Here is a 23861-nt window from a genome sequence, read left to right on the forward strand (position 1 = left end):
CATGCACGACGTACTCGACACCCGCGATCTCGTTCCTGACGAGGCCGAGCAACTCCTGCACAGCGGCTATCCCGTCGCTGCGCTGCTGGCGGAGGCCCGCAGCGCAGCCGCCGACGCGGACTACGGCCGACTGGAGGAGATCTCGGCCCGACTCGCGGCTGCGCCGCTTGACCCTACCTGGGCCTTCGCGGAGCCGGACGACAGGGACACCCTCGAATCCATCCTGGCCGGCCTTCCCGAGCACGAAGTCGATCGTGCCGCGCTCCCTGACCGCGTGCACGGCGCATGGCTTGGCCGGTGCGTCGCCAACACGATGGGCAAGCCGGTGGAGGGTCTCGCTCGGGATGAGGTGCGCCGCTATCTCACGGCCGCCGGTCAATGGCCGCAGACCGGATATCTCCCGCTCCTGTCGGTCCTGCCGGAGGGCGTCAGTCACCTGCACGAATCCGCCCCCTTCTCGACGACAGGTTCCTTCGATGACGTTCCGCGCGACGACGACCTCGATTGGACGATCCTTGCCCTCGCCATGCTCGAGGAGCAGGGTGGCGAGCTCACCACCGCCGCTGTAGCCCGGAGCTGGCTCGACCGTCTGCCCTTCACGCAGACCTTCACAGCGGAACGCGCGGCATACCGCAACCTCGTCCGAGGAGTGCCCGCAGAGCGGGCGGCGTTGGTGGAGAACCCCTACCGGGAGTGGATCGGGGCCCTCATCCGTGCCGACGTGCACGGCTACGTGCATCCCGGCCGACCCGGACGGGCCGCCCGCAGCGCACTGGCGGATGCCCGATTGAGTCACACCGGAAATGGTGTCTTCGGCGCGGTCTGGGCTGCGGCACTCGTGTCGGCCGCCCTGACAGCGGACACCGCGCGCGGGGCACTGGAGATCGCAGTGCGGGCGATCCCCTCCTCGAGCCGCCTGGCGCTGGCGCTCTCCGGCGTCCTGCAACTGCAGGTCTCCGGCCACACCGCCGAGGAGGCGCTGGGCTGGGTCGACCAGACGCTCGGCCACTACAACTGGGTCCACACGGTGAACAACGCAGCCCTGATCTCCGTCGGTCTCCTCTGGGGAACCGACTTCACCTCCTCCGTGGCGCTCACCATCTCCGGCGGCCGCGACACCGATTCCACTGCGGCAACGGTCGGCAGCGTCTTCGGTGCACTGCACGGGAAGGACTCGATCCCGGAGGCGCTGGTCGGCACGACCCACGTTCGAGTGCGCAGCGCTGTACGGGACTTCGACCGCGTCCCGATCGCCGAACTCGCCCGCCGCACGCTCGCCCTGGAGGAGGCCCTCCGATGACGCGGATCCCGGTGATCATCGACACCGACCCGGGCCTCGGTGAACCGGGCAGCGACATCGACGACGGCCTCGCGATCGCGCTAGCGCTGCGCTCCCCGGAGCTCGACGTCCTCGCGCTGACCATCGTGAACGGCAACGTCGACGTGCACACCGGCACGCACGTCGCTCGTGACCTCCTGGATCGCCTCGGCGTTCCCGGACTGCCGGTCGTGCAAGGGGCGTCGGAGCCGTTGGAGCGGGACATGCGCGCCGTGCGTTCGCTCTTCGCAGCGGTGCTCGGAGCGACGGAGTCGCCAGCTCCCCTCGAGCTTCGGGGGCCGTCGACGGAGGAGCACGCGGCCGACTACCTCGTGCGGATCGCGGCGCAGCGGCCCGGAGAGGTCGTCGTGATCGCGATCGGCCCGATGACGAATCTGGCCATGGCCATCCAGCGCGACCCTTCATTCGCGGGAAACGTGCGCGAGCTCGTGCTCATGGCGGGAAGCGCCACCGGGTATGCGCAGAACATCACGGTCGTCGGGGATCTGAACGCCTACGCAGACCCGGAGGCCCTCGACATCGTCCTTCGCAGTGGGGCTTCCATCCGGATGGTGGGGATCGACCAGACCTCCCAAGTCATGCTCACCCACGCGGACGCCGAGTCACTGCGTCGAACCGGCGACCCCTTCGCCGAGTACGCAGCGAACTGCACCGACGGATGGATCGACTTCCTGGGCCGCGCCTTCCCCGGTCGGGAGGAGCACCGCACCGCGTGCTTCCTGCACGACCCGCTCGTGATCGCCGCTGTCACCCACCCACACCTCCTGACGTGGCAGCTCGCCGACGTCCAGGCCGAAACCGAGAGCGAGCTCGCCCGTGGGCTCGTTGTCGCCAACCGGGGGCTCGCGCTCGAGCCCGCCGGCCCGCCCAATGCAGAGGTGGCTATCGCCACCGATGTCGACGGCTTCCGCCGTCTCTTCCTCTCCCGGATCAGCCGCGAGACGCTCACCCATATCCACAACAGCTGCACCTCGAAGGAGTAGTCATGCACGTTCACAAAGAAGTGACTCGTTGGCTCACAGCCGGAGCCGTCGTGACCGCGGCAGCGCTCGCGCTCGCCGCGTGCGCCGGCGCGCCCGCGAACGACGCGGCGGGCGGGATCGGCGGTGTCGGACCGTCCACGCTCACCGAGCCGACCGAACCCATCACGATCACCTACGCGGGCGCGGCCTACGCCGCAGACCAGATCCAGCCGGTGATCGACGCCTTCCACAAGGCCCACCCGAACATCACCGTCGAGTACGAGTCCGTGCCGTTCGACGACTTCAACAGCGTGCTCGCCGCGCGGCTCACCAACGCGAGCGACGCCATCGACGTGTTCGACGTCGACATGCCACGAACCGACGCCTACGTCGCGCGCGGCTGGCTCGCGGACCTCACTCCGACCTTCCCCGCTCTCGCGCAGTCGGTGGACCCCGGCAGCCTCGAGGCCGCGACGGTCGACGACAAGGTCGTCACCATGCCGTACCAGACGTCGTCCAACATCCTCTACTACAACAAGACGCTGCTCGACGCGGCCGGCATCGCCACGCCGACGACGGACCCAGCCGCCCGACTGACCTGGGAGACGGTCACCGAGGACGCCGCTAAGGCACAGAAGGCGGGCGCCCAGTACGGTCTCGTCTTCGACCAGATCGACCGCTACTACCAGCTCGAGCCCCTGGCGATCAGCGCCGGCGGCGGACCGGGCGCATCGGGCGACGGAAACCTCACCCCCGAGGTCGCCAACGCCGGCTGGCTGAAGGCCTTCACCTGGTACGGAAGCCTCTTCGAGGACGGACTCTCCCCGCGCGGGGTGGCCGTCGCGGAGACCCCCAACCTGTTTGCGGCGGGCCAGACGGCCTACTTCGTGGGCGGACCGTGGTGGGGCACCCAGTTCACCGGTGAGACCGACCTGGACTTCGGGGTGACCGCATTCCCTTCCTTCGAGGGCGGTGAGGCGTCCACCCCGACGGGCGGCTGGTCGCTGGGGCTGAACCCGAATGCCAGCGCGGACAAGGCCAGCGCGGCCGCGATCTTCATGCAGTTCATGGGCCTCGACGACGGCGGTTACGCGCAATACCTCTCGGCGCTCGCCGTACCGCCCTCCAACCTGGAGGGCAGCGCGAAGTTCTACGAGGCGGAAACCTTCAAGGACCCGCGCTTCGCCGGCGTCGTCGATCTCATCAAGTCGGAGCTCGCCAACACCTCCACCCTGCGCCTGCAGACGGTCGGCTACGTGGAGTTCGAGGACATCATGACCAGGGCGTTCGACGACATCATCAACGGCACGGACGCGACGCAGGCCCTGTCCGGGGCCGAGAAGGACCTCACCGAGGCCTGGGCCAAGTTCCAGTAGTCGCAACGAGAGCGGGACGGGTGACGTCACCCGTCCCGCTCCTCTCCCGCCCCTGAAACCCCGGAGACCTTCCATGAGCACCGCCATCCGCGCCGGCGGTCGACGCCACACCGGACGCTCCCGCCGCGACCTGGCAGCTGGCGCCGCGTTCTTGGCGCCAACGATCGCCCTGATCATCGTGCTCCGCGTGGCTCCGGCCCTCGCGGCGGTCGGCGCCTCGACAAAGTCCGGGCTGCCCGGCAGTCTCGCTGCGCCGACCTTCGTCGGGGCGGATGTATTCGCGCGGCTCTTCGCCAAGGAGTCCTTCTGGGAATCCGTGCGCCAGACCCTTGTCTTCAACATCCTGGTCAACCCGATCCAGATCGCCCTGGCGTTGGCGCTGGCCGTCCTTCTCACCCGCCGACTGCCCGCGTCCGGGCTGTGGCGGACGCTGATCTTCCTCCCGTCGGCCGTGCCCCTCGCCGGTTCCACAATCGTCTGGGGCATCGCGCTGCGGCCGGACGGGCCGGTGAACGGGGCTCTCGAGATCCTCGGACTTCCCGCTCAGCCATGGTTCACCAGCCCGGACCAGGTGGTGTTCTCGATGATCGTGCTGGCCAGCTGGATCGGCATCGGCTACTGGATGATGTTCCTCATCGCGGGGATCAACGACATCCCCCCGGTGTACTTCGAGGCGGCACGCATCGACGGGGCAGGTGCGCTGAGGACGTTCTTCTCGGTGACGATACCGATGCTGCGACGCCCACTCCTCTTCGTGCTGGTCGCCGACACCGTCGCGAACTTCGTCCTCTTCGCGCCCGTCCAGATTCTGACCAGCGGCGGACCCGAAGGAAATTCGAACTTCCTGATGTACGACATCTTCCACAAGAGCTACGAGCTCAGCGACCCGTACGAGGCCTCCGCGGAGCTCGTCGTGCTGCTCGTCATCATGGTCGCCATCGTCGCCGTCCAGTTCCGGTTGCTCCGCACACCGGAGGGAGAGGAATGAGCCGGCCGAGGGGAATCCCGCGCTCCCTGGGATCCGCAGTCCTGCTCGTCGTCGCCATCGCGGTCTCGCTGCTGTTCCTGCTCCCCGTGCTCTGGCTGCTGGCCAGCACCTTCAGGACGGCCAGCGAGACCTTCGCGAGCAGCTCGCCGCTCAGCTGGAGCGTCCTCTGGCCGCGGCAGCTCACGGTCGAGAACCTTGCATCCGCTGTGCGATCCGGGTTCCTGACTGCTCTGGCCAACAGTCTCTTCGTCGCAGTCGTCACGGTGATCGTCGGACTCGCCATCAGCGCAGCGGCCGCATTCGCTCTGGCGATAATCCCCTTCCGCGGCAGATCCGCCATCTTCACCGTCGTCGTGCTGAGCTTCCTCGTGCCCTTCGAGGCGATCGCGATTCCGCTCTCTCGCATGTTCAGCGAGTGGAACCTCACCAACACCCTGCTGGCGCTGATCCTGCCGGGTCTGGGCAACGGCCTCGCCGTATTCACCCTCCGGCAGTTCTTCCTGGGGATTCCGTCCTCGCTCGCAGAAGCCGCCCATCTCGACGGCGCCAACTGGTTCCGCATCTTCTGGTCGGTGTACCTGCCGCTCACTCGCCCGGCGCTCATCGGGGCAGGCCTGATCCTCTTCCTCTTCCAATGGCAGGCCTACCTGTGGCCGATCCTGGTGACATCGCGGCAGGAACTCGATCTCGCTCCGGTCGCGATCGCCAAGGCGTTCGGCGCGTTCACCACCGACTACGGTCGGGTGTTCGCCGAGACGGCGATCCTCGCGCTCATCCCCGCGATCGTCCTGCTCGCGCTTCAGCGCTACTTCGTGACCTCGGTTGCGAGCACCGGGAGCAAGGAATGACCGCCGTCGCCTCACGATGGCGGTCCGACCCCGCCCTGGTCAGACTCTGCTCGGTACCGGCTATCGCGGAACCGCCGGGCGGCGCCCGAACCGAGGCGCCGTTCCGCTCGCCAACGACACGCTCTCCGCTGTCCTCGACGCCAGCCCGGCTCCGACTCTGCCGATGCAGTGCCGAGCATGGCCGACCCGGTCATCGCCATCGCAGACGAGGGGGCAGAAGGCGCAGCCGAGGATCGAGAACGGCTCGTCAAACAGCCCCGATGGGTGCGCTGTCCCGGCACTAGTCCATCGGCGTACCGTCGGCCGTCCGGATCAGCCGGCGGCCGCTCTCCACGAGTCGGCACCCTGAAACGCCTGCGACGCTTCTCGCCGCACCATCTGAAGTCGGAGATCTCTCGCCGCTGCCATGTGTTCGCGGGCCAGACGGCTCGCGTTCTCCTCATCTCTGCGGCGCACTGCGTCGATGATTTCCTTGTGCTCAGCGACGGCTACTTCCCAACGACCGGGTTGACTCACGGTCGGCTCCGGATACCGCCGGCAATGCACCTCCAGGCGACTCAGCAGATCCACGAGCGTCGCGTTATGACTCGAGCGCCACAGCCTGTCGTGGAAGACGTAATTGACCGAGGTCTTCTCGGAAGGAGTGCCCCGGGCGGCACCTGACATGTCATTCAGCGCCATCTCCAGGAGGACCAGATCATTGTCCGATCGGGCGCGGGCGGCCCATTCGGCCGCTACGCCCTCGAGCACTATCCGGCAATCGTAGATCTCCATCACTTCCTCGAGGGTGGTTATCCGCACGATCAGATGCCGCCCGCGGTATTGCAGGATGCCGTCTTTCTCGAGGGCGCGCAGGGCGTCTCTCACCGGGGTCCGGCTCACCCCGTACTGTGCGGCGACAGCCGTTTCCACGAGTATCGTCCCGGGACGATAGTCGCCGTTGAGAATAGCCGCGTGCAGTCGCGAGTAGAGCGAACCCTCTGCGACGTCGGGCATTACGCGTTCCTCAGGATCATGCGTCGGTCTCCGCAAGGATTCGCCAGGCGAAGGCCGGGCCGTCGGCGCAGATCAGCGGGCTTTCGTTCCCTTGGCTGCGTGCTCCGGAGGCGCAGCCGTGGCAGTAACCGAGACCGCAGGCCATGTGGGCCTCCACCGAGACCTGCATCGGAGCTTCCCAGCGCTCGCTGAGCGTCTGGCACAGCCGCGTCAACCTGTCGGATCCACAGGTGAGAATCAGCTGCGGCGGTTTTTCATCGTGCTGCTCAGTCAGGGACGCGATGAGCGCGGCAGGAGCGCTCGTGCCGTCGTCGTCGGTCACCGCGTGCACGGTCGCGGCGCCGTGCTTCCGGTAGAAGTCGACACCGATGAGCGCCCCGGAGTTGCGTGCACTGGTGACGGCGATGGTGTCCCTTCCTCGTTCCGCGTTCTCCTGGGCGACGGTGGTCAGCGAGCAGGTGCCGATGCCCCTGCCGACCAGGAGAACCGTCTGGACATCCGGCGCCACCTCGAAGCCGCGTCCCAGCGGACCCACGGTGTAGATCTGCTCGCCTGGATTGAAGCTGCGCAGCCGTTCCGTACCTGCCCCGACCACACCGTAGAGGATCTCAACGGTGCCGGCTCCCTGGTCGCGGGAGTAGATCGCCATCGGCCGTGGAAGCGCTGGGGCACTCTCCCCCGCGCGGGCCGCCGTCAGCATCACGAATTGCCCCGGCCGCACCGATGCGGCCACCTCGGGCGCCTCGAGGACGAGGGCCATGTACCGGTCTCCCAGCACCCGGTGGGCGAGGATTCGCGCATATCCAGCGCCGGGCGACGGGCGTTGCTCGATCGGGAGATTCGCCAACCCCCAACTCGCGTGCTGCTCTGTTGCAACACCCGCATTGACCGGCCTCATAGACTCAGGCCAGTCGTGACCCGGTTGTCCATCGTTCCGATCAGCTCGCTGATGTTGCGCACGTTGAGGGCCTCGCACAGCGGCCCCAGGTCATCGATGACTTCGATCATCGTGGTCGGACGGGTGAAGGTCGCCGTCCCGATCTGCACGGCCGTCGCCCCGGCGATCATGAACTCTGCGACATCCGCCGCGGTGCTGATGCCTCCGCATCCGATCACGGGAATGGTCACGGCCGCTGCAGCGTCGTGCACCAGTTTGAGTGCGAGCGGCTTGATGCCGGGTCCGGTGTAGCCGCCTGCTCCGGTTCCCAGAGTGCTGGAGCGGTTTCTGAGATTGATCGACAGTCCCGAGAAGCTGTTGGCCACGACCAGCGCCGCAGCGCCGGCGTCTTGCGCGGCCCTCGCGATCTCGCTGATGGAGCTCACCGTCGGCGTCAGCTTGACGAAGAGCGGAACGGCGACCAACTCCTTGATCCCGGAGACGACTTCGGCAACGCGCTCGGCCGAGGTCCCTATGGCCAGCCCGCCCTGCTCGAGATTCGGGCAGGAGACGTTGATCTCGAATGCGGCGATGTCCTCATCGGCCAGGTCTTCGGCGACCTCGTAATACTCGCTGGCGACGAGTCCCCCGATGCTCACGATCACGTGGGTGCCGCCAGCCTGGTACCGACGCAGCAGGCCGCTCCGGAAGCCGTCACTGCCAGGGCTCGGGATGCCCACGCTGTTGAGCATCCCGTGGCTGGTCTCCGCGAGGCGGTGCGCCGGATTGCCGGCGCGCCGGCGAGCGAACACCGTCTTGGTGACGACCGCACCGAGCCGCTCGAATGGGATGAGCGGGGCGAGTTCGGGCCCGAAGCAGCCGGAAGCGGGCATGACCGGGTTGCCCAGGACGAGGTCGCCCACGGTGACCGAGAGATCCGGCCGTGACTGTGTTCCGTTGTCGCGGTCGTGGGCGCGGGAGTCGATGACGGCTGAGTGCATTATCTGGTGGCACCCATGGTGGTCTCCTGCTCAGGCACGGGCGCCTTACCTGCGCCCCAGCGGGCCTCGAGGGCCGCGGCCACACGCAGCAGTGCAGCGTCTTCTCCGATGCGTCCGACGACCTGGATGCCGACGGGCAGCGAATCGGAGGGTCCAGGGATCGTGACGACGGGCTGCCCGGTCAGGTTGAACGGGCGCGTATACCGGAGGAGCTTCTCCCGGACATGGGGCTCCCCGATCAGCGGAGCCGTGATCATCGTGTTGGGCAGGATCACGGCATCGTACGAGCCGAGCGCACGTTCAACCGCTTCGGCCCACCGTGCCCGCTGGCGCAGGCCCCATAGGTAGCCGGCTCCCGTCACCTTGAATCCGAGCTCGAGCGTCTTGCGGACGTCGTCGCTGTACAGGTCAGGGGCATCACGCAGCCAATCGAGGTGGTACGAGGTCGCTTCAGCGAACAGGATGGGCTGGAACGCGTCCTCCAGAGTCTTCCAGCCGGGGAATTCGATGCGAGGAAGGCCCTCGCTCACGCGGTCCCAAACCTTCTGGGTCTGCCCATCGAGGCCGTCTTCCCACCCGGAGGGAACAGCCAGGTGAGGGGACCAGTCCTCCGGAGTCCCGGGGTCGAATCGGTCGCCGCCGGCCAGCACCCCAAGGGCGTGCGCAGTCGTTCGAACGTCCCGTGCCATAGGGCCTGGAACATCGAGGCTCTCCGCGAGCGGGAAGATCCCCTCGATGCTGAGGAGCCCAGTGGTGGGCTTCATGCCCACCACCCCGCAGAGACCTGCGGGAATCCGGATCGATCCCCCCGTATCTGAGCCGATCGCCCAGTCGCACAGCCCGAGGCTCGCAACCACAGCCGATCCACCGGAGGAACCGCCGGGCACGCGGGTGGGATCGTGGGGGTTCCGCGCGGCTCCGAAGTGGACGTTGTCATTGGTGACGCCGAAGGCGTACTCGTGCATGTTGGCCTTGCCGATGACCTGAGCACCGGCGGCCCGCAGGGATGCGATGATCGGCGCATCCTTGTCCGCGGCCCTGGCCGGGAGGTGCCTGCCGCCAGCGGTTGTGACCATGCCCTGGACGTCGATGTTGTCTTTGACAGCAACGAGTTCACCCGATTCGGCCTGCTCGTTGAGGCTGATGAAGCCGTTGTAGCTCGCGAGCTCTCGCGCTCTGCGCCTCGTGTCAATCGCATCCATCGGATGGTTCCTCTCCTCGGTTCTGCCCGGACATCCCGGTCCTATGCTGTGTCGCGGATCCAGCGGTCCCGAAGACCGTTGATCGCGACGGCGAAGATGAGCACGAGTCCCTGCGCAATCAGCTGCCAGTAGATTTCGAGCCCTGCGACGACCACCATGTTCGTCAGGACCGTCAGCAGCAGCGCGCCGACGGCCGCGCCCAGAACCCCGCCTCGGCCTCCGCTGAATGCCACTCCTCCGATGATCGCCGCCGCGATCGAGTTGAGGTTGACGTTGTTGCCGAGGTTCTGGTCGATGTAGCCGGAATAGCCGCTGTACATGAGGCCGCCGACCAGCGCGCAGAGAGCGCACAGGACGTAGGCCGACATCGTGACCGCGAAGACCGGCACACCCGCATGACGCGAGGCCTCGGGGTTCGCTCCCACGGAGTACACGTAACGGCCCCAGATCGTGCGGGTCAGCACGCCGAAAAGCAACAGACCCATCGCGATCCAGATGATCGTGGGCAGCGGCACGCCGGCGATGGAGCCCGATCCGACCCGTCGAAGCCAGGCCGGGGCGGACCCGCTCGTCTGTGCCTTGGTGTAGGCCAGGAGCGCACCGCTCACGACGATGAACATGATGAACGTCGCAATGAACGGAGGAACCTTGCGCCAGGTGATCAGGAGGCCATTGACCAGGCCGACCATCAGGGCAAGGCCTACCGCGGCCGCCAGGGAGATCGCGATGTTCGCACCGCCGCCGGCCGCCGACGTCGCAATGACCCCCGTGACGGCAACAACCGCACTCACCGACATGTCGATCCCGCGGACCAGGAGCACGACCATCTGGCCGAGCACCACGATGCCGAGCGCCGAGGTCTGCACGGCAACGGTTCGGAGGTTGGTCTCGTCGTAGAAGGTGGGCGTGACTATCGCTGCCACGATGAGGAGCAACACCGTGGTGGAGATCGCCGAGTATCGCGAGAGCCAGTCCACGACCTGGACGGCGAGAGGCGGGCGGTGGGCCGCCGATCGGTCGACTGCAGTCGAAAGCGTCATTGCCGTCCCCGAGTCCTGTAGACCGAAACCCCGACGAGGACGATCGCTCCCAGCACCAGCTGCTGGAAGTACCCGTTCACGTGCAGGAAATCGAAGATGTTGCTGGACATCGTCACCAGGAGGACGGCGCCGAAGGCTCCGACTATTGAGCCTCGCCCCCCGTACAGACTGATCCCGCCGATTGCCGCGGCGACGATTGAGCTGAATTCGAGGCCCTGTCCGAGCCCAGGGTCGCCCACACCGGACCTCGACAGCAGGAAGATGCCGGCTGCGGCGGCACAGACACCAGAGATGACGTAGGTCAGAGTTCGGGTCCGATGCACGTTGATCGCCGAGAGCCGGGCGACATCGGCCGACCCTCCGACGGCATAGACGTTGCGTCCGTAGGTCGTGCGGTTGAGCACGAACCAGGCAGCAGCCCAGATGAGCAGGAACACGAGTACGGCGATGGGAACGGGACCGATCGCTGCGTCGTACATCGTGAAGAAGAAGTCCGGTACGACGTCCGTGGGCCCGTCGGTGATGGCCAGCGCCACTCCGCTGAGCACCCCGAGCATCCCCAGCGTGACGATGAAGGGGGTCGCGCCGATCCGAGTGATGAGCACTCCGTTCAGCAGCCCGATGGCGGCTCCCACCGCGAGACCCAGGACGATGACAAGGATCGGCGGTATCGTCGTCGCCCCCATCGTCACCGCGACACCGAGTCCGACCACCCGGGCCGTCATGCCGACAGACATGTCGATGCCGCCACCGAGGAGCACGTACACCTGACCGATCGTCACCACCCCGAGGGCGATCGACTGGCGGAGGATCTCGGCGAGGTTCTCCGGTCGCCCGAAAGCGGGCGAGATCGACGCAGCGACGGCGTAGAGGACGACGACGAGGAGGTAGACGAAAACCACCGCCCCGTTCCGGCGCAGCCAGCTGGAGGGCGGTCCGAGCCGCGTGCGTGCGACCCGCTCGGCGAGTGTGAGCGTCACTGCTTCTCCGTCCTTGATTGGGGCGCCTGCGGGGCGATCTCGGGCTCGTCGGACGTCCCGGACGCGACTGCCGCCCGGAGGATCGACTCTTCGCTGGCGTCCGAGCGGTTCAGTTCTGCGGCCACCCTGCCCTCTCGCAGCACGACGATGCGGTCACAGACGCCGAGCAGCTCCGTCAGGTCGGAGGAAGCGAGAAGAACCCCTACCCCGCGGGCGCTCAAATCCTCGATGATCGCGTAGATCTCGGACTTGGCTCCGACGTCGACGCCACGGGTCGGTTCATCGAGGACCACAGCCTTCGGCGACGTGTCGAACCACTTCGCGAGAACCACCTTCTGCTGGTTCCCGCCACTGAGGTTATGGATGCTGACTCTCGTCGAAGCAGGGCGGACACCGAACTGCGCGATCAGTCGTGCTGCCATGCTCTGCTCTCGCTTGAACGACAGCACGCCCGCCCTGCTGAAGCGGCGAAGCGAAGGCAGCGACAGATTCGCCGCAACCGATCGACCTGCCACGATGCCGTGTGCTTTGCGGTCCTCCGGAACCATGACGACCCCGGCTCGAGCGCACGGCCCGGGAGAACGGGGCACCCGTGTCCCCTCCAGAAGGATCTGGCCGGCGGCAACGTCCTCTAGCCCGACCACGGCACGAGCCAGGGTCGTTCGCCCGCTTCCCCCGAGGCCGGCAAGACCGACGATCTCTCCCCTTCGCACCGTGACCGAGACATCGAACAGCTTGCCGGGCACGGTGAGGTTCCGTACTTCCAGCACCGGCTCTCCTATCGAGGGCACGCGCTCGGGGAACAGCTCACTGATCGGCCGGCCGACCATTCGGCGGATCAGTTCGTCCTCGGTCATCTCGACAGTGTTGTCGGAGCTGACGAAGCGGCCGTCCTTGAACACCGTGACCCGGTCCGAGAGGGCGAAGACCTCGCTGAGACGGTGGGAGATGTAGACGATGCTCCGGCCTTCGTCCCTCAGGCGGTGCAGCACGGCGTAGAGGACCTTGAGCTCCTCGGGCGACAGCACCGTGGACGGCTCGTCCATGACGATGCATCGCGCGTTCCCGGCAAGTGCCTTGGCGATCTCGACGAGCTGTTGCTCGACGACCGAAAGCTGAAGCACGTACCTGCGGGGATCCAGGTCCGATCCCAGCCTGGCGAGGATCGCTGTGGTCAGCCGTGCCGCCTTCTCCGGCGACACGGCACCCAAGCGCCCTTTCGGCAGCATGCCGAGGAACACGTTCTCGGCCACCGTGAGCTCGCTCAAGAGGTTGAACTCTTGGTGGACGACGGCGATACCCGCGGCCCGGGCACGCTGCGGCGTGAGCGTCGCGTGACTCTCCCCGCTGACGATGACTTCACCCGAGTCTGGAACGTAGGCCCCGGCGAGGATTTTGACCAGGGTCGACTTGCCTGCCCCGTTCTCCCCGACGAGGGCATGAATCTCGCCGGGGAGAACGGTGAAGTTGACGCGGTCAAGAGCCTGCACGCCACCGAAGGCCTTGCTGACGTTGCGAAGCTCGAGAAGCGGCTCTGTTGATCCGCTCTCCGTGCTCACCGGCGACGCTAGGGTCACTTACGCTTCAATCCGGCTGCGATGTACGCCTCCATCGGCAGGACCAGCGGCCCGACGAAGTCGTCGCTCAGTTCGGGAACGTAGTGCTCGTCCAGGTTCGTCTCGTTGAAGCCCTCGGCAGGAATCGCCTCGTACTTCTTCACCGGCTCACCCTTCAGCACCTTGAGGGTGGTTTCCAGGCACGCCTTCGCCACAGTTCCGGGAGGGTCCGGGAACGCGTCGAACTCGACCCCGTACTCCTGTGCGAGACGGAGGAAGCCATTGGTCGGGTTGTCGACTCCGTACGCCGGCTGCGGTTTCCCCGCCTCGTCGAAGGCGAGCATCGCGCCCGTGGCCATTTCGGATCCGCCCGACCAGATCCCATCGATCTGGGGGTTGGCTGCCATGAGCGCCGTGGCCTTCTCCTTGCCGGTCGCCACCGACCAGTTGGCGTATTCGCTGCCGACGATCGTGATGTCCGGGTACTTCGCGAAGGCGTCCTCAGCTGCCTGCTTCCACGCCTCGGCAGCGTCGACGCCGGCGATGCCGTGCATGAGGATCACGTTCCCCTTGCCGCCGAGCCGCTCCGCGAGCTTGGCCGCCGCCTGGTAGCCGACTGCGTAGAGGTCTACGTCGTTGTACGTGACGTACTTCTTGCCCTCGACGTTGTTGCCGCACACGATGACGGGGATGCCCGCAGCCATTGCGCGGCTGACCGACGCCGAGAGCGCGGCCCGTCCCTGCGGGTTCAGCATGATCGCATCGGGCTTCTGAGTGACCAGATTCTCCATCGAGGTGATCTGGCCGTCGGCGTCGCCCATGGAAGGCAGCAGCAGGAGCTCCCCGACATCGGGGTTCTGGGACGCCTCGTACTTGACTGTCTCGTCCCACGTCAGGCCCCAGCCGTTGAAGGGGCCCTGAGTGAGGGCGGCGATCGTGTACGGGCCGTCCTTCTTGTACTTGGACGTGTCGACCGTGACGTCAGCGTCCGCCATGAGATCGGCGGACACACCGTCAACCTTCTCCGGCTTGGCCCCGCCGGACTCCTGGCCGGCTTCTTTCGCGCAGCCGGTGAGTCCTAGTGCCGCCACCATGCTGATCCCAACCGCGCTTACCGCTACGCGGCGTGCCCGTCTGCGCCAGATCCCCTTGATCGCCTTTGTGCCCATTTTCTGACTTTCACCTCTCCATTGTGGTGATCGCGGGCCGTCGCCGCCCCCCTTGTATACAGCGGTACTCGGTTGTGCGTCAAGGGCGCGCCGTTCCCGGATGCGAGCGCCCGGGAGCAGCGCTCGAGCCGTGCACCCTCCACCGGATCGATCAGGCGCGAGATCCGGCGCGGCGGCCGAATACCATTCCGGCGGTGAGTCCGCTGCCGCCCGGGTAGTTCTGGCTGAACAGCCCCCCGAGCATCTCGCCCGCTGCGAACAGACCCGGGATCGGAACACCCTCGGCGCCCAGCACGCGCGCCTCGATGTCCGTCTTCACGCCACCGAAGGTGAAGGTGATGCCGCAGGTGACGGGATAGGCATAGAAGGGCGCTGTCTCGATCGGCATCGCCCAGTTGCTCTTGGGCGGCTGCACCCCGGCGGATCGGCCGTCCTTGACCGTGGGGTCGAACGGGACCGACCGGTCGATCGACGCGTTGAACTCATCCAGCGTTCGGCGCAGCCCGTCGGGATCGACGCCGGTCATGCGCGCCAGCTCATCAAGGGTGTCCGCACTGGCGAACCCGATTCCCGGCATGTCGTACTCCTCAGCGCGAAGCAGGGGCCGCAGGTCCGCGTCGAAGAGCTGGAAGGCGATCGAGCCTGGCTGGGCGAGGATCTCGCGCCCGTACTTCGCGTAGGTGTAGTTGCGGAAGTCGGCCCCTTCGTCCAGGAAGCGGCGACCCTCCACATTCACCACGATCCCCAACGGGTAGCTCTGCCGGGTGAGCCTGTTCGTCAGCTCGCGATTGCTCTCGTTGAGATCGGCCCACGCGTCCCACGCAACGCTGTGACAAGTTGTCCAGTCACCGCCGGGCGCGGCTCCGATCTCGAGCGCAGCGAGGATCATGTCGCCGGTGTTGAGAGGGGTGCCTCGTACCTTCGCGTTCTCCCACCCCTCGCCGAGGTGGCGGCGGCGCAGTTCCCCGTTGGCCTCGAATCCGCCCGCGGCGAGAACGACCGACTCCGCACGCACGTCGTCTCGTCCCTCTACACGCACGCCCGCCACCCGGCCGTCCTCCACGAGGAGACCGATGGCACGGTGGGCGTAGCGGATAGCTACGCCGGCCCGGTTCGCCGCCGCAGTGTGGTCGGCGACGAGCCCCTGTCCTCCGCCCAGGTTTCCGATGTGAAGGCCACCCCAGAAGAGGTAGGTGCCGTCCGGCCGGGCATAGGCCTGTCGCTCGTACATGAGCCGGTACCGGAGCCCGTGCCCGTGCAGCCAGCGCACCGTGTCGAGCCCCTCGCTGACGAGCACTTCGGTGAGCGCCGGGTCGTTCGCTCCGCCGGTCACCTTGACCATGTCGGCGCGGAAGTCCTCCCGGGAGTAGGGGGGTACAAGCGTTTTTGCGTGCCGCTCGTCCGGTTCAAGGATGTCCAGCAGGTCCTCGAGGCCGCCGTGCGCCACGCGGGTGGCACCGGCCGTGTAGAAGCTGTTGCCCCCCGCTTCCCCCTCCCTGCCGCGCTCCAGCAGCAGGACGGATCGACCCCGCTCCGCCGCGGCGAGTGCGGCGCTGAACCCCGCGTTGCCGCCACCGACCACGATCACGTCCCACCGCCGACCGCTCGACTCCTCGTGCATGCCGACCTCCTCCGAATAGTTCTGCACCGGCTCCCGTGAAAACCCGGCGCTAGCCGAACTCTTCCCCGGCTCCGTCGGCTCGTCTCAGCACATATGCCGCACAGACCACGTCCTGGATCGCCAGGCCCTGCGACTCGAAGAGCGTGATGTCATCGTCACCGCGTCGCCCGGGGGTGCTCCCGAGCAGAAGCTCCCCCAGGGTCGGCACCGTCGCCGGGTCCCACCCGTTCCTGTGCAAGTCGCCGCAGTCGAGCTGCGCGACCTCACGATCGTCGGTCACAACAACCGCGGCCCTGTCCAGAAGCGTGCGGTCCACCTCCCGCTTCTCCCGCGCATTCGACCCGGTCGCGTTGACGTGGGTGCCTGGCCGGACCCACGCGCCGTCGAACACAGGCTCGGCTGCTCCCGTCGCGGTGACGATGACGTCCGCCGCACGGACGGCCTCTTCCGCCCCGGACGCATGCACCTCCAAGCCGAGCTCGTCCCGCATCCGGGCGATGAACCTGTCTCGTCGCTCCTCGCCCCGGCTCACCACGCGAACCGTGCGGAGGCTCGGCAGCACGAGCGCGAGCGACCGCAGCTGCGTCTCGGCCTGGAAGCCGGCTCCGAAGAGGGCGAGGACCTCGGAGTCGGGGCGGGCCATCGCCCGGGTTGCCACCGCGCTGGCGGCGCCCGTTCGGATCTGGCCGAGACGGTCCGCTTTGATCATCGCAATCAGCTCACCGGTATCAATGGAATAGATGAGGAGCGTGAGGACGGTGCCCTGCGTCACCCCCGCTCGCACGACGGGGTACGACTTCACGCCCATCACCCCCTCCGTGGGCGCGAGAGCCCACATGACGTTGAGCGCCGCGTTGCCCGCCCAGGATCGTCGGCGCGGGGCGTTCGTCGCTTCGCCGCCGGCCAGGAGGCGGAAGGATCGGTCGACGCACTCGATGGCGTCGGCCGTCGGCAGGAGGGCCGTGACGACCTCGTCGTCGAGGTACCGGACCATCTCTAGACCTCCGCCCCTGCGTCGATATCCCGGAAGGCATCGACCACGACATCCACGGCCTGGGCGATGTGCGCCGGTTCCGCGTGCTCCTCCGGGGAGTGGCTGATCCCGTCGCGGCAGGGCACGAACACCATCCCGGTCGGGATCTGCTTCGCCACGTGGCCCGCGTCGTGGCTCGCGCCGCTCGCCATGCTGATGAAGGAGTACCCCTGCCGCGTGGCAGCCGCTGCGAGCACGTTCTGCACCGTTCCATGCAGGACGATCGGCGACTGGTCGGAGAGCTGCCGTGCGGTGATGTGGATCTCCCGCCCGGAGGCGATTCGAAGGGCGTCGTCGAGCAGGCTCTCGGTGAGCTCCCGTTGCCGCTCGGAGTCGATGTCCCGCACGTCGAGACCGAGCACGACTCGGCCCGGCACTGTGGTGAGCGAGCCGGGTTGCACCTGCAGCGTGCCGACCGTAGCCACGGTGGTTGCATGACGCTGCGCGCGGCGCTCCACCGCGGTGATGAACTCGGCTGCGGCGACCAGCGCGTCCCGACGGAGCCACATCGGGGTGGCGCCCGAGTGGTCGGCGCGGCCCTCGAAGGTCAGCTCGACGCGCGTGCTTCCCCCGATCGTGTGGACCACGCCGAGTTGACGACCGCGGGCCTCGAGGACCCGCCCCTGCTCGATGTGCACCTCCACGAAGCAGGCGATGTCCGCCGGATCCCAGCGCGCCTCCGTCGCGTCCTCTGGGTGCAGGCCCACCTCCCGAGCCGCGCTCCATGCGGTGATCCGATCGCGGTCGGCGAGCTGGCGGAGGGTGTCTTCGGTGAAAGCGCCTGTCAGGAGCCGACTGCCGATGCATGGAGCGCCGAAGCGTGCGCCTTCTTCCCCAGCGAAGGCGATGATCTTGAGCGGGTGGCGGAGGCCGCCGCCCGCGGCGAGTACCCGCGCGATCTCGACAGCGGCGACCACGCCCGCCGCGCCGTCGAAATTCCCGCCCTGGTACACCGAGTCGAGGTGCGACCCGCTCGCGAGCGCGGGCAGGTCCTCGCTCCCAGGCAGCACGCCGAACGAGTTGCCGACCGCGTCGGTCGAGGTGGTGAGTCCGTACTCCTCGAGCCAGTCTCGGAACCGGCGGTGGGCCTGCCGCTCCGTCTGCGAGTAGACCATTCGCGAGAAACCACCCGCGGGATCCGCGCCGATGGCGCCGAGCTCGTCGAGATGGCGCGCGATCCGTGCGGGGTCGGCCTTGGTCATCAGAGTCCTTCCGGAAGCAGCAGGGAGGAGCGGAATAGGGGCTCGTACTGCAGGCCCTCCGCCTGGAAGCGGTCGCCAGCGCCCCGATCGCAGTCGACCACCGCGAGAACTCCGGTGACTTCGACGCCTTCGCGCCGGAGCTCGGCGACGGCCCTCAGCGCGCGCTGCCCGGTCACGACCACGTCTTCGATGAGCACCACGACCTCGCCGGGATGCAATCCGCCCTCGATCGCCCGCCCGCGGGGCGTCTCCGCCTGACCTCGGACGATCGCCAGGGGCAGACCGCTCTCCAGCGAAACGGCCGTACCGACCGCCACGGCGCCCAGCGTCGGTGCCGCCACCCGGTCGGTGCCGGGCGGGATGCGTGCGGCCAGGAACCGGGCGACGCGACGCAAGATGGTCGGTCTGGCCACGATCAGGTACTTCTCGAAGAAGTAGGGCTGCTCGACACCGCTGTCGAGCTGCACGGTGCCGCGCTGGAACGAGGCACGCAGGATGTCCTGCTGCAATTCGACGAGGGTCGCCTCATCGCTGAGACGCACCCGGTCCTCGTCGGCGAACCTGAGGTCCTTGCGGACGGGGATCGGCCCCTCGTTGTCACTCATCGCTGGGCCCTTCCGGAAAGAGTTCGGCTGCTGTGAGCCCCGCTGAAAGCCCGAATAGGAGCCGCAGCCTGGCCTTGAGCGGGGGGAGATTGCCGGCCGAGACCAGACCGGACGAGAGCAGGTGGATCTCGCCGCCCGGCCCCCCGTAGGTCCGCGCGAGAACCTGCCCGCCCGCACACCGGCTCGCGAGAACGACCGGGCGACCGGCCGCGGCGACCCTGAGGACCGCGTCGGCGAGAAGTGGCGCGGCGTGCCCGCCACCAGTGCCCGCGACGACAAGCCCGTCGATCCGCTCCGCGATCGCTTCGACGATCAGCCCGTCCGCGCCAGACACGGCCCAGACCAGCTCGACCCGCCGGTCCGGCGGAGCGATACGGGACAGCCGTTCAGAGCCGAGCGGGCCGAGCAGTGGCACGGCACGTCCTTCGACGACGTGCCCCACCGGACCGGCCGACGGAGAGCCGAACGCCGCGACCCGCGTGCTGTGTGTCTTCGTGACCCACCGGGCGAGATGGATCTCGTCCTGGAAGACGACGACGGGCCCGTACGCCGCGAACCGGGGAGTCATCGCTACTGCGATGGCCGCCGCGAGATTCGCCGGGCCATCCTCGCCGGCGCTCCCCGGAACCCGCATGGCGCCGGTAACGACGACCGGCACCGGCGTGTCGAGGAGGAGCGCGAGTGCATACACCGTCTCCTCCAGGGTGTCGGTGCCGTGGGTGATGACGATGCCGGCCGCGCCTTGCTCGATCTCCTCCCGCACCGCCGCGGCGAGGTCCCACATGTGTTGCGGTGTGACAGCCCGGCTTGACACCAGCAGCACGTCACGGGCGCGCACCTCCACGTCGCCACGCTGTTCACCCGCAGCATCCGCGAGATGCGCAGCACCGAGCCGCGGCAGAGCACCGGCCGCGGTCGCATGCGTCGAGATGGTGCCCCCCATCGCCAGGAGAGAGATCCGGCTCACGGCGCACGCCCATCGAACAGCTGGGAGCAGTCCTTCACCTCGGCCAGCCCGGTGAGCCCACGCCACCAGGACTCGGCGACCACCGGATCCGCCACAAGGCGGTCGAACTTCGCCCGGAGCTCTGCGGCGTCCACCGGGTCGAGGTGGTGCCCGTGCGGATTCTGCACTTCTGCCGCACGGGTGCCGTCGCGGGATTCTACGGTTACCCGCGCCGGGGATGACTCAGGCCACCGAGCCTCCAGGTCGGCCGCGACCCGCACCTCGACCCGCTCGGCGAGGCGCGCGATGTCCTCGCGGTACACGAAGCTGTCCGGATCGATGCGGCCGAGGACGGCGCCGGCGGCGACCGCATAGGGCAGCGAGAAGCGCGCCGAGAGCGCGTTGGGTGCGGCCTGCCGGTCGAGCTTCATGTTGTTGCTCACGGTTTCGACCACGATCCGGTCTATGGCGCCGATGTCGATCGGTGCAAGCCGGAACACGGCATCGAGCGCAGCGTGGGTGAGCGCGCAGGCGCTGTGCAGCTTGAAGTAGTTCCTGCGGATCCCTAGCCGGTCGTAGTCGAGCGGCGCCGTGATCGCGTCCTCGTCGATCAGCGTTCCTGCGATCTCGCCGAAGGCGATTTCGAACGCCCGAGCGGACCCGGTGAACCCGGCCTGGGCAAGGGCGGAGGCCCGGACGGCGGACTGTGCGGCGCTGCCCATCCATGTGTTGCGGGCGGTAGCGCCGTCGTAGCAGGCGTCCCAGATACTGAGGATGGGACTGGTCGCCGCAATGCGGGCTGCCTCGAGCGGATCCGCACCGGTGACGAGCGCGACGGCGACCGCCCCGCCGACCGCACCGAAGTGCCCGTGCGGGTGCACCGGATAGGTCAGCCGGAAGCCGCTGAACAGACGAGACGCCACCTCGTAGCCCGCGAGCACCGCCGTGAGTAGGGCGGTCCCGTCCGCCGCGGTCGCCTCGGCGGCCGCCAGGGCGGGCACGACAACCTGCATGCCGGGGTGCCCGGTGGGTCGAACCCCCTCGTCGAGCTCGAGGAAGCTGCCCGCCGTGGCGTTGAGGAAAGCGGCCCTTTCGGCGGTGGACGACAGGTGCGGCGCACCGAAGACGGTGGCAGTGCCCGGACGGCCCCGCTCGCTCACGGTGCCGGCGGCGTGCTCGATCGCGAGCAGCCTCTCCACCTCCGACTGGCGGCTCCCCCCGCGGCTGACGCCCACGGTGTCCGCGATCACATGGCCGGCATGGCGAACGGTCTCCGCGGGCACCGCCCCGAGCCGGAGCGCCACCGCGGTGCGGACGGCCCGGTCGAGGAGGGTCTCCGTCATTGCCGCCCTATCCCGCGTTGTGACGAGCAGGAACGAAGCGGCCCCGGTGCTCGCCCACCGGCTTGCGGTCCTTCATCGCCACCTCGCCGCGGAGGATCACCATTGTGGGCATCCCGGTGAGCTCGAAGCCGTTCCAGGCGCTGGTCGGCTGCTTTGCGACCAACTCCTCATTCCTCACAGTCCAGGTCGCCCCGGGATCAACGATCGTCAGGTCAGCGTCGCTGCCCGGAAGGATCGCGCCCTTCCGCGGGTACAGGCCGTACAGCTTCGCTGTCGAGGTCGACATCACGTCGGCGAACCGCTCCGGCGTCGTGTCGCCTGCGAACATCCGGTCGAGCATGACCGGGCCGAACGTCTCGCAGCCGACTCCGCCGGCGGGCTGAGTAGCCAGGCCCTGCGACTTCTCCTTCACTGTGTGCGGCGCATGGTCGGATCCGATCGAGACGATCGTGCCGTCGTTCACGGCCTCCCACAGCGCATCGCGGTCCTCGGCGCTCCGGATCGGGGGGTAGACCTTCATCATGGGGCCGACGCGCTCGTAGTCCGAGTCAGTGAGGGACAGGTACTGCGGGCACGTCTCCGCAGTCACCGGCAGGCCGAGGTCCTGCGCCTCGCGGACCACGTCGGCCCCGGCTGCCGAGGCCATGTGCACGACGTGGAAGCGGCAGCCGGTCGCCTTCGCGAACTGGGCGCCGACCGCGATCGAGGTTGCCTCCGCCACCGCTGGGCGCGCGGCGAGCAGGTCTTCGTACGTCTCGATGGGATGACCCAGGTCTTCCTGGCTGGCGGCAAGGATGTCGCGGTCCTCGCAATGGGCGGCGAGCAGTCCGCCCGCAGCGGCGACCGCCTCGAAGACCCGCAGGACTGCACCGTTGTCGGGCGGGAGGATGAGGTTCTCCGGCGGCTCGTCACCCAGGTTGTAGACGAGCTGCTTGGTGTCCTTCCGAAGGGCGTAGCCCCAGAAGATCTTGATGGCGGCGGCGCCGGCCTCGAACATGGGCCCGAGCTCGTCGATGTTGCTGTCGCCGATCGCGATGCCCCATAGGCCGAAGTCCACCCAGGCGACACCCTCGTGCTGCTCCTTGCGCTGCCGCAGCACCTCCACCGAGTCGACCGGGGGAATCGCGTTCGGCATCTCGAGGATGGTGGTCACTCCGCCCACGAGAGCACCGAGCGTCGAGTGGGCGAAGTCCTCCTTCTCGGTCATACCCGGGTCGCGTGAGTGAACATGCGGGTCGATGAATCCGGGGAAGACAAGCTTTCCGGACACGTCCACCGTCTCGTCCGCCTGGGCATTGTGCCCCCGCTCCAGCAGGGCGGCGATCCGGCCGTCCTCGCAGAGGATGTCCTGCTCGAGCACACCGTCAGGCGTGACGACGGAGCCGTTCTTGATCAGCAATCTCATTGTTATGTCCTTAGGTCGGCGCGGCGGATCTCTTCGCTGCCGCGCGGTTCGTCTGCGGAGCCACTCATGGTGGTGCGGCCCTGCTCCATCACGTGGGTGCGGCTCGATACCGCCAGGCCACTGTCGGGTCGGGCTGGGCGAGCAGGGCGCTCATACCACGCCGGTCCGGCCTTGGGACCTGTGCGTGCATCTGGCCGACAATCTCCGATCGGGCCGCCGAGTGGACTCGTCGAGCAAGATCGGTCGGGGCTGCGGCATCAGTGCCATCCCTACGGCGATCCTCTTCCGCTCCCTCCAGAAGGATGGCGGCGAGCTGAGAGGACCGCCCGTTCGACCGCGCGAACAGGGAATGGGCGCGCGCGACCGGCTCACGGCGAGCGCCCGTGTCAGGGTTGTGCGCTCCCCGCGTCCTCGGGCCGTCGAGCCCGTGGCGTTCGAGCGGATGGACGGTGCAGGAGATGATCGCCCGCCCCGTCGTCGCGCGGTCGCCGTCGCCGCCACCGAGGGGGATGCAGACAAGCGCCTTCACTCCACCCCCAGGTCAGCCTCGATGGACCCGCCGTATTCCTCACGGTCACGGAAGTCTCCAGTGTACGCTCAACTGTATACAAAGGTGTTCCGACCGTGTCAAGAGCCGCTTCTCGCTGGCCGCGGTGTTCTCGAGTCTGAACAGCGGGGGGTCAGCGCACTTGGCTTGTCTGCACCATCCGTAGGCGGAGCTCCCGCGCAGCCGCCATGTGCTCCTGACTGAGCCGGGTCGCGGTGACCTCATCGCGCTTTCGGATCGCATCGAGAATGCCGGCGTGCTCGTCCAGCGCCTCCTCCCAGCGTCCCGGCTGACTCACAGTGGGTTCTGGGTAGCGCCGGATGTGCACCTCGAGCCGGGCGAGCAGATCCACGAGTGTCGAGTTGTGGCTCGCTCTCCACATTCGGTCATGGAAGGCGTGATTGACCGTCGCCTTCTCGAACGGGGCTGCCCCGGACGCGTTCCGCATGTGCTCGAGCGCGAGCTCGAGCAGCCGCAGGTCGTTGTCTGTCCGGGTGCGCGCCGCCCACCCCGCCGCCACACCCTCGAGCACGATTCGGCAGTCGTAAATCTCCATCACCTCTTCCAGCGTGGTCACACGCACGACGAGATGGCGTCCGCGCTGCTGGAGGATGCCGTCCTTCTCCAATGCCCGAAGCGCTTCGCGCACCGGAGTCCGACTCACCCTGTACGTCTCGGCGACCGCCGACTCGACGAGAACGGCGCCGGGGCGATACTCACCGTTGAGCACCGCCGTCCGCAGCTGGTTGTACAGCGACTCCGGTGTAGCCCCGTTGGGTTCGGTCATGGTTGCAGACTCTAGCGCCCGGGAATCCGCCGTTCCTG

At 67.9% G+C, this 23861-nt stretch carries 21 protein-coding genes; 5 read left to right on the plus strand and 16 right to left on the minus strand.

The window, feature by feature from the left end; all coding sequences use genetic code 11:
• Position 1 precedes the first annotated feature (1 nt).
• From JWR33_RS04520 to JWR33_RS04540, 5 genes are all read left to right on the plus strand, one after another.
• Positions 2 to 1300: an ADP-ribosylglycohydrolase family protein gene (locus JWR33_RS04520; protein WP_297409816.1), complete on the plus strand. Its 1299-nt coding sequence runs from the start codon at positions 2 to 4 to the stop codon at positions 1298 to 1300.
• Positions 1297 to 2322, plus strand: coding sequence for a nucleoside hydrolase (locus tag JWR33_RS04525; RefSeq protein WP_297409817.1), 1026 nt, complete (start codon positions 1297 to 1299; stop codon positions 2320 to 2322). The genes JWR33_RS04520 and JWR33_RS04525 overlap by 4 nt, the downstream gene beginning before the upstream one ends.
• A 2-nt stretch (positions 2323 to 2324) precedes the next feature.
• Positions 2325 to 3677 (plus strand): extracellular solute-binding protein, encoded by a 1353-nt coding sequence (locus tag JWR33_RS04530; protein WP_297409818.1) that lies wholly within the window; start codon positions 2325 to 2327, stop codon positions 3675 to 3677.
• 73 nt (positions 3678 to 3750) lie between these two features.
• Positions 3751 to 4665 carry a sugar ABC transporter permease gene (locus JWR33_RS04535; protein WP_297409819.1) on the plus strand — a complete coding sequence of 305 codons (915 nt, stop codon included), beginning with the start codon at positions 3751 to 3753 and terminating at the stop codon, positions 4663 to 4665.
• Positions 4662 to 5513, plus strand: coding sequence for a carbohydrate ABC transporter permease (locus JWR33_RS04540; protein WP_297409820.1), 852 nt, complete (start codon positions 4662 to 4664; stop codon positions 5511 to 5513). Before JWR33_RS04535 ends, JWR33_RS04540 begins: the two co-directional genes overlap by 4 nt.
• A gap of 312 nt (positions 5514 to 5825) precedes the next feature.
• Here the strand turns inward: JWR33_RS04540 and JWR33_RS04545 are convergent, their stop codons facing one another.
• From JWR33_RS04545 to JWR33_RS04620, 16 genes are all read right to left on the minus strand, one after another.
• Entirely contained in the window at positions 5826 to 6509 is a 684-nt protein-coding gene (locus JWR33_RS04545) for a GntR family transcriptional regulator (RefSeq protein WP_297409821.1), read from the minus strand.
• Positions 6510 to 6525: 16 nt separating this feature from the next.
• Positions 6526 to 7269 (minus strand): dihydroorotate oxidase electron transfer subunit, encoded by a 744-nt coding sequence (locus JWR33_RS04550; RefSeq protein ID WP_297409822.1) that lies wholly within the window; start codon positions 7267 to 7269, stop codon positions 6526 to 6528.
• Between the two features lie 134 nt (positions 7270 to 7403).
• Entirely contained in the window at positions 7404 to 8387 is a 984-nt protein-coding gene (locus JWR33_RS04555) for a dihydroorotate dehydrogenase (protein ID WP_297409823.1), read from the minus strand.
• Positions 8387 to 9589 carry an amidase gene (locus JWR33_RS04560; RefSeq protein WP_297409824.1) on the minus strand — a complete coding sequence of 401 codons (1203 nt, stop codon included), beginning with the start codon at positions 9587 to 9589 and terminating at the stop codon, positions 8387 to 8389. The genes JWR33_RS04555 and JWR33_RS04560 overlap by 1 nt, the downstream gene beginning before the upstream one ends.
• 41 nt (positions 9590 to 9630) lie before the next feature.
• Positions 9631 to 10629 (minus strand): ABC transporter permease, encoded by a 999-nt coding sequence (locus tag JWR33_RS04565; RefSeq protein WP_297409825.1) that lies wholly within the window; start codon positions 10627 to 10629, stop codon positions 9631 to 9633.
• A complete protein-coding gene (locus tag JWR33_RS04570; RefSeq protein WP_297409826.1) occupies positions 10626 to 11609 on the minus strand; it encodes an ABC transporter permease in 984 nt (327 codons plus the stop codon). The genes JWR33_RS04565 and JWR33_RS04570 overlap by 4 nt, the downstream gene beginning before the upstream one ends.
• Complete coding sequence (locus JWR33_RS04575) at positions 11606 to 13168, minus strand: sugar ABC transporter ATP-binding protein (RefSeq protein ID WP_297409827.1); 1563 nt, start codon at positions 13166 to 13168, stop codon at positions 11606 to 11608. The genes JWR33_RS04570 and JWR33_RS04575 overlap by 4 nt, the downstream gene beginning before the upstream one ends.
• Positions 13169 to 13182: 14 nt before the next feature.
• Positions 13183 to 14259 carry a substrate-binding domain-containing protein gene (locus JWR33_RS04580; protein ID WP_297409828.1) on the minus strand — a complete coding sequence of 359 codons (1077 nt, stop codon included), beginning with the start codon at positions 14257 to 14259 and terminating at the stop codon, positions 13183 to 13185.
• Between the two features lie 226 nt (positions 14260 to 14485).
• On the minus strand, positions 14486 to 15982 hold the full coding sequence (gene tcuA, locus JWR33_RS04585; protein WP_297409829.1) for an FAD-dependent tricarballylate dehydrogenase TcuA: 1497 nt from the start codon (positions 15980 to 15982) through the stop codon (positions 14486 to 14488).
• Positions 15983 to 16004: 22 nt separating this feature from the next.
• Entirely contained in the window at positions 16005 to 16949 is a 945-nt protein-coding gene (locus tag JWR33_RS04590) for an ornithine cyclodeaminase family protein (protein ID WP_297409830.1), read from the minus strand.
• A gap of 2 nt (positions 16950 to 16951) precedes the next feature.
• Positions 16952 to 18190, minus strand: a complete 1239-nt coding sequence (locus JWR33_RS04595; RefSeq protein WP_297409832.1) for a Zn-dependent hydrolase — start codon at positions 18188 to 18190, stop codon at positions 16952 to 16954.
• Positions 18190 to 18795, minus strand: a complete 606-nt coding sequence (locus JWR33_RS04600) for a hypothetical protein (protein WP_297409834.1) — start codon at positions 18793 to 18795, stop codon at positions 18190 to 18192. The genes JWR33_RS04595 and JWR33_RS04600 overlap by 1 nt, the downstream gene beginning before the upstream one ends.
• Positions 18788 to 19762 carry an asparaginase gene (locus tag JWR33_RS04605; RefSeq protein ID WP_297409835.1) on the minus strand — a complete coding sequence of 325 codons (975 nt, stop codon included), beginning with the start codon at positions 19760 to 19762 and terminating at the stop codon, positions 18788 to 18790. The genes JWR33_RS04600 and JWR33_RS04605 overlap by 8 nt, the downstream gene beginning before the upstream one ends.
• Positions 19759 to 21084 carry an MmgE/PrpD family protein gene (locus JWR33_RS04610; protein WP_297409837.1) on the minus strand — a complete coding sequence of 442 codons (1326 nt, stop codon included), beginning with the start codon at positions 21082 to 21084 and terminating at the stop codon, positions 19759 to 19761. Before JWR33_RS04610 ends, JWR33_RS04605 begins: the two co-directional genes overlap by 4 nt.
• Before the next feature lie 7 nt (positions 21085 to 21091).
• Positions 21092 to 22489 (minus strand): dihydroorotase family protein, encoded by a 1398-nt coding sequence (locus JWR33_RS04615; RefSeq protein ID WP_297409839.1) that lies wholly within the window; start codon positions 22487 to 22489, stop codon positions 21092 to 21094.
• Between the two features lie 680 nt (positions 22490 to 23169).
• Complete coding sequence (locus tag JWR33_RS04620; RefSeq protein WP_297409841.1) at positions 23170 to 23823, minus strand: GntR family transcriptional regulator; 654 nt, start codon at positions 23821 to 23823, stop codon at positions 23170 to 23172.
• Positions 23824 to 23861: the final 38 nt, after the last annotated feature.

The sequence above is a fragment of the Naasia sp. genome (genome assembly GCF_025465545.1).
In the GTDB taxonomy this organism is placed as follows: domain Bacteria; phylum Actinomycetota; class Actinomycetes; order Actinomycetales; family Microbacteriaceae; genus Naasia.

Excerpts from the sequence above, each read along its gene's own strand:
- JWR33_RS04520 (WP_297409816.1), top strand. The coding sequence starts at position 2 with ATGCACGACGTACTCGACACCCGCGATCTCGTTCCTGACGAGGCCGAG.
- JWR33_RS04525 (WP_297409817.1), top strand. The coding sequence starts at position 1,297 with ATGACGCGGATCCCGGTGATCATCGACACCGACCCGGGCCTCGGTGAA.
- JWR33_RS04530 (WP_297409818.1), top strand. The coding sequence starts at position 2,325 with ATGCACGTTCACAAAGAAGTGACTCGTTGGCTCACAGCCGGAGCCGTC.
- JWR33_RS04535 (WP_297409819.1), top strand. The coding sequence starts at position 3,751 with ATGAGCACCGCCATCCGCGCCGGCGGTCGACGCCACACCGGACGCTCC.
- JWR33_RS04540 (WP_297409820.1), top strand. The coding sequence starts at position 4,662 with ATGAGCCGGCCGAGGGGAATCCCGCGCTCCCTGGGATCCGCAGTCCTG.
- JWR33_RS04545 (WP_297409821.1), bottom strand. The coding sequence starts at position 6,509 with ATGCCCGACGTCGCAGAGGGTTCGCTCTACTCGCGACTGCACGCGGCT.
- JWR33_RS04550 (WP_297409822.1), bottom strand. The coding sequence starts at position 7,269 with ATGGCCCTCGTCCTCGAGGCGCCCGAGGTGGCCGCATCGGTGCGGCCG.
- JWR33_RS04555 (WP_297409823.1), bottom strand. The coding sequence starts at position 8,387 with ATGCACTCAGCCGTCATCGACTCCCGCGCCCACGACCGCGACAACGGA.
- JWR33_RS04560 (WP_297409824.1), bottom strand. The coding sequence starts at position 9,589 with ATGGATGCGATTGACACGAGGCGCAGAGCGCGAGAGCTCGCGAGCTAC.
- JWR33_RS04565 (WP_297409825.1), bottom strand. The coding sequence starts at position 10,629 with ATGACGCTTTCGACTGCAGTCGACCGATCGGCGGCCCACCGCCCGCCT.
- JWR33_RS04580 (WP_297409828.1), bottom strand. The coding sequence starts at position 14,259 with ATGGTGGCGGCACTAGGACTCACCGGCTGCGCGAAAGAAGCCGGCCAG.
- JWR33_RS04590 (WP_297409830.1), bottom strand. The coding sequence starts at position 16,949 with ATGGTCCGGTACCTCGACGACGAGGTCGTCACGGCCCTCCTGCCGACG.
- JWR33_RS04595 (WP_297409832.1), bottom strand. The coding sequence starts at position 18,190 with ATGACCAAGGCCGACCCCGCACGGATCGCGCGCCATCTCGACGAGCTC.
- JWR33_RS04600 (WP_297409834.1), bottom strand. The coding sequence starts at position 18,795 with ATGAGTGACAACGAGGGGCCGATCCCCGTCCGCAAGGACCTCAGGTTC.
- JWR33_RS04610 (WP_297409837.1), bottom strand. The coding sequence starts at position 21,084 with ATGACGGAGACCCTCCTCGACCGGGCCGTCCGCACCGCGGTGGCGCTC.
- JWR33_RS04615 (WP_297409839.1), bottom strand. The coding sequence starts at position 22,489 with ATGAGATTGCTGATCAAGAACGGCTCCGTCGTCACGCCTGACGGTGTG.
- JWR33_RS04620 (WP_297409841.1), bottom strand. The coding sequence starts at position 23,823 with ATGACCGAACCCAACGGGGCTACACCGGAGTCGCTGTACAACCAGCTG.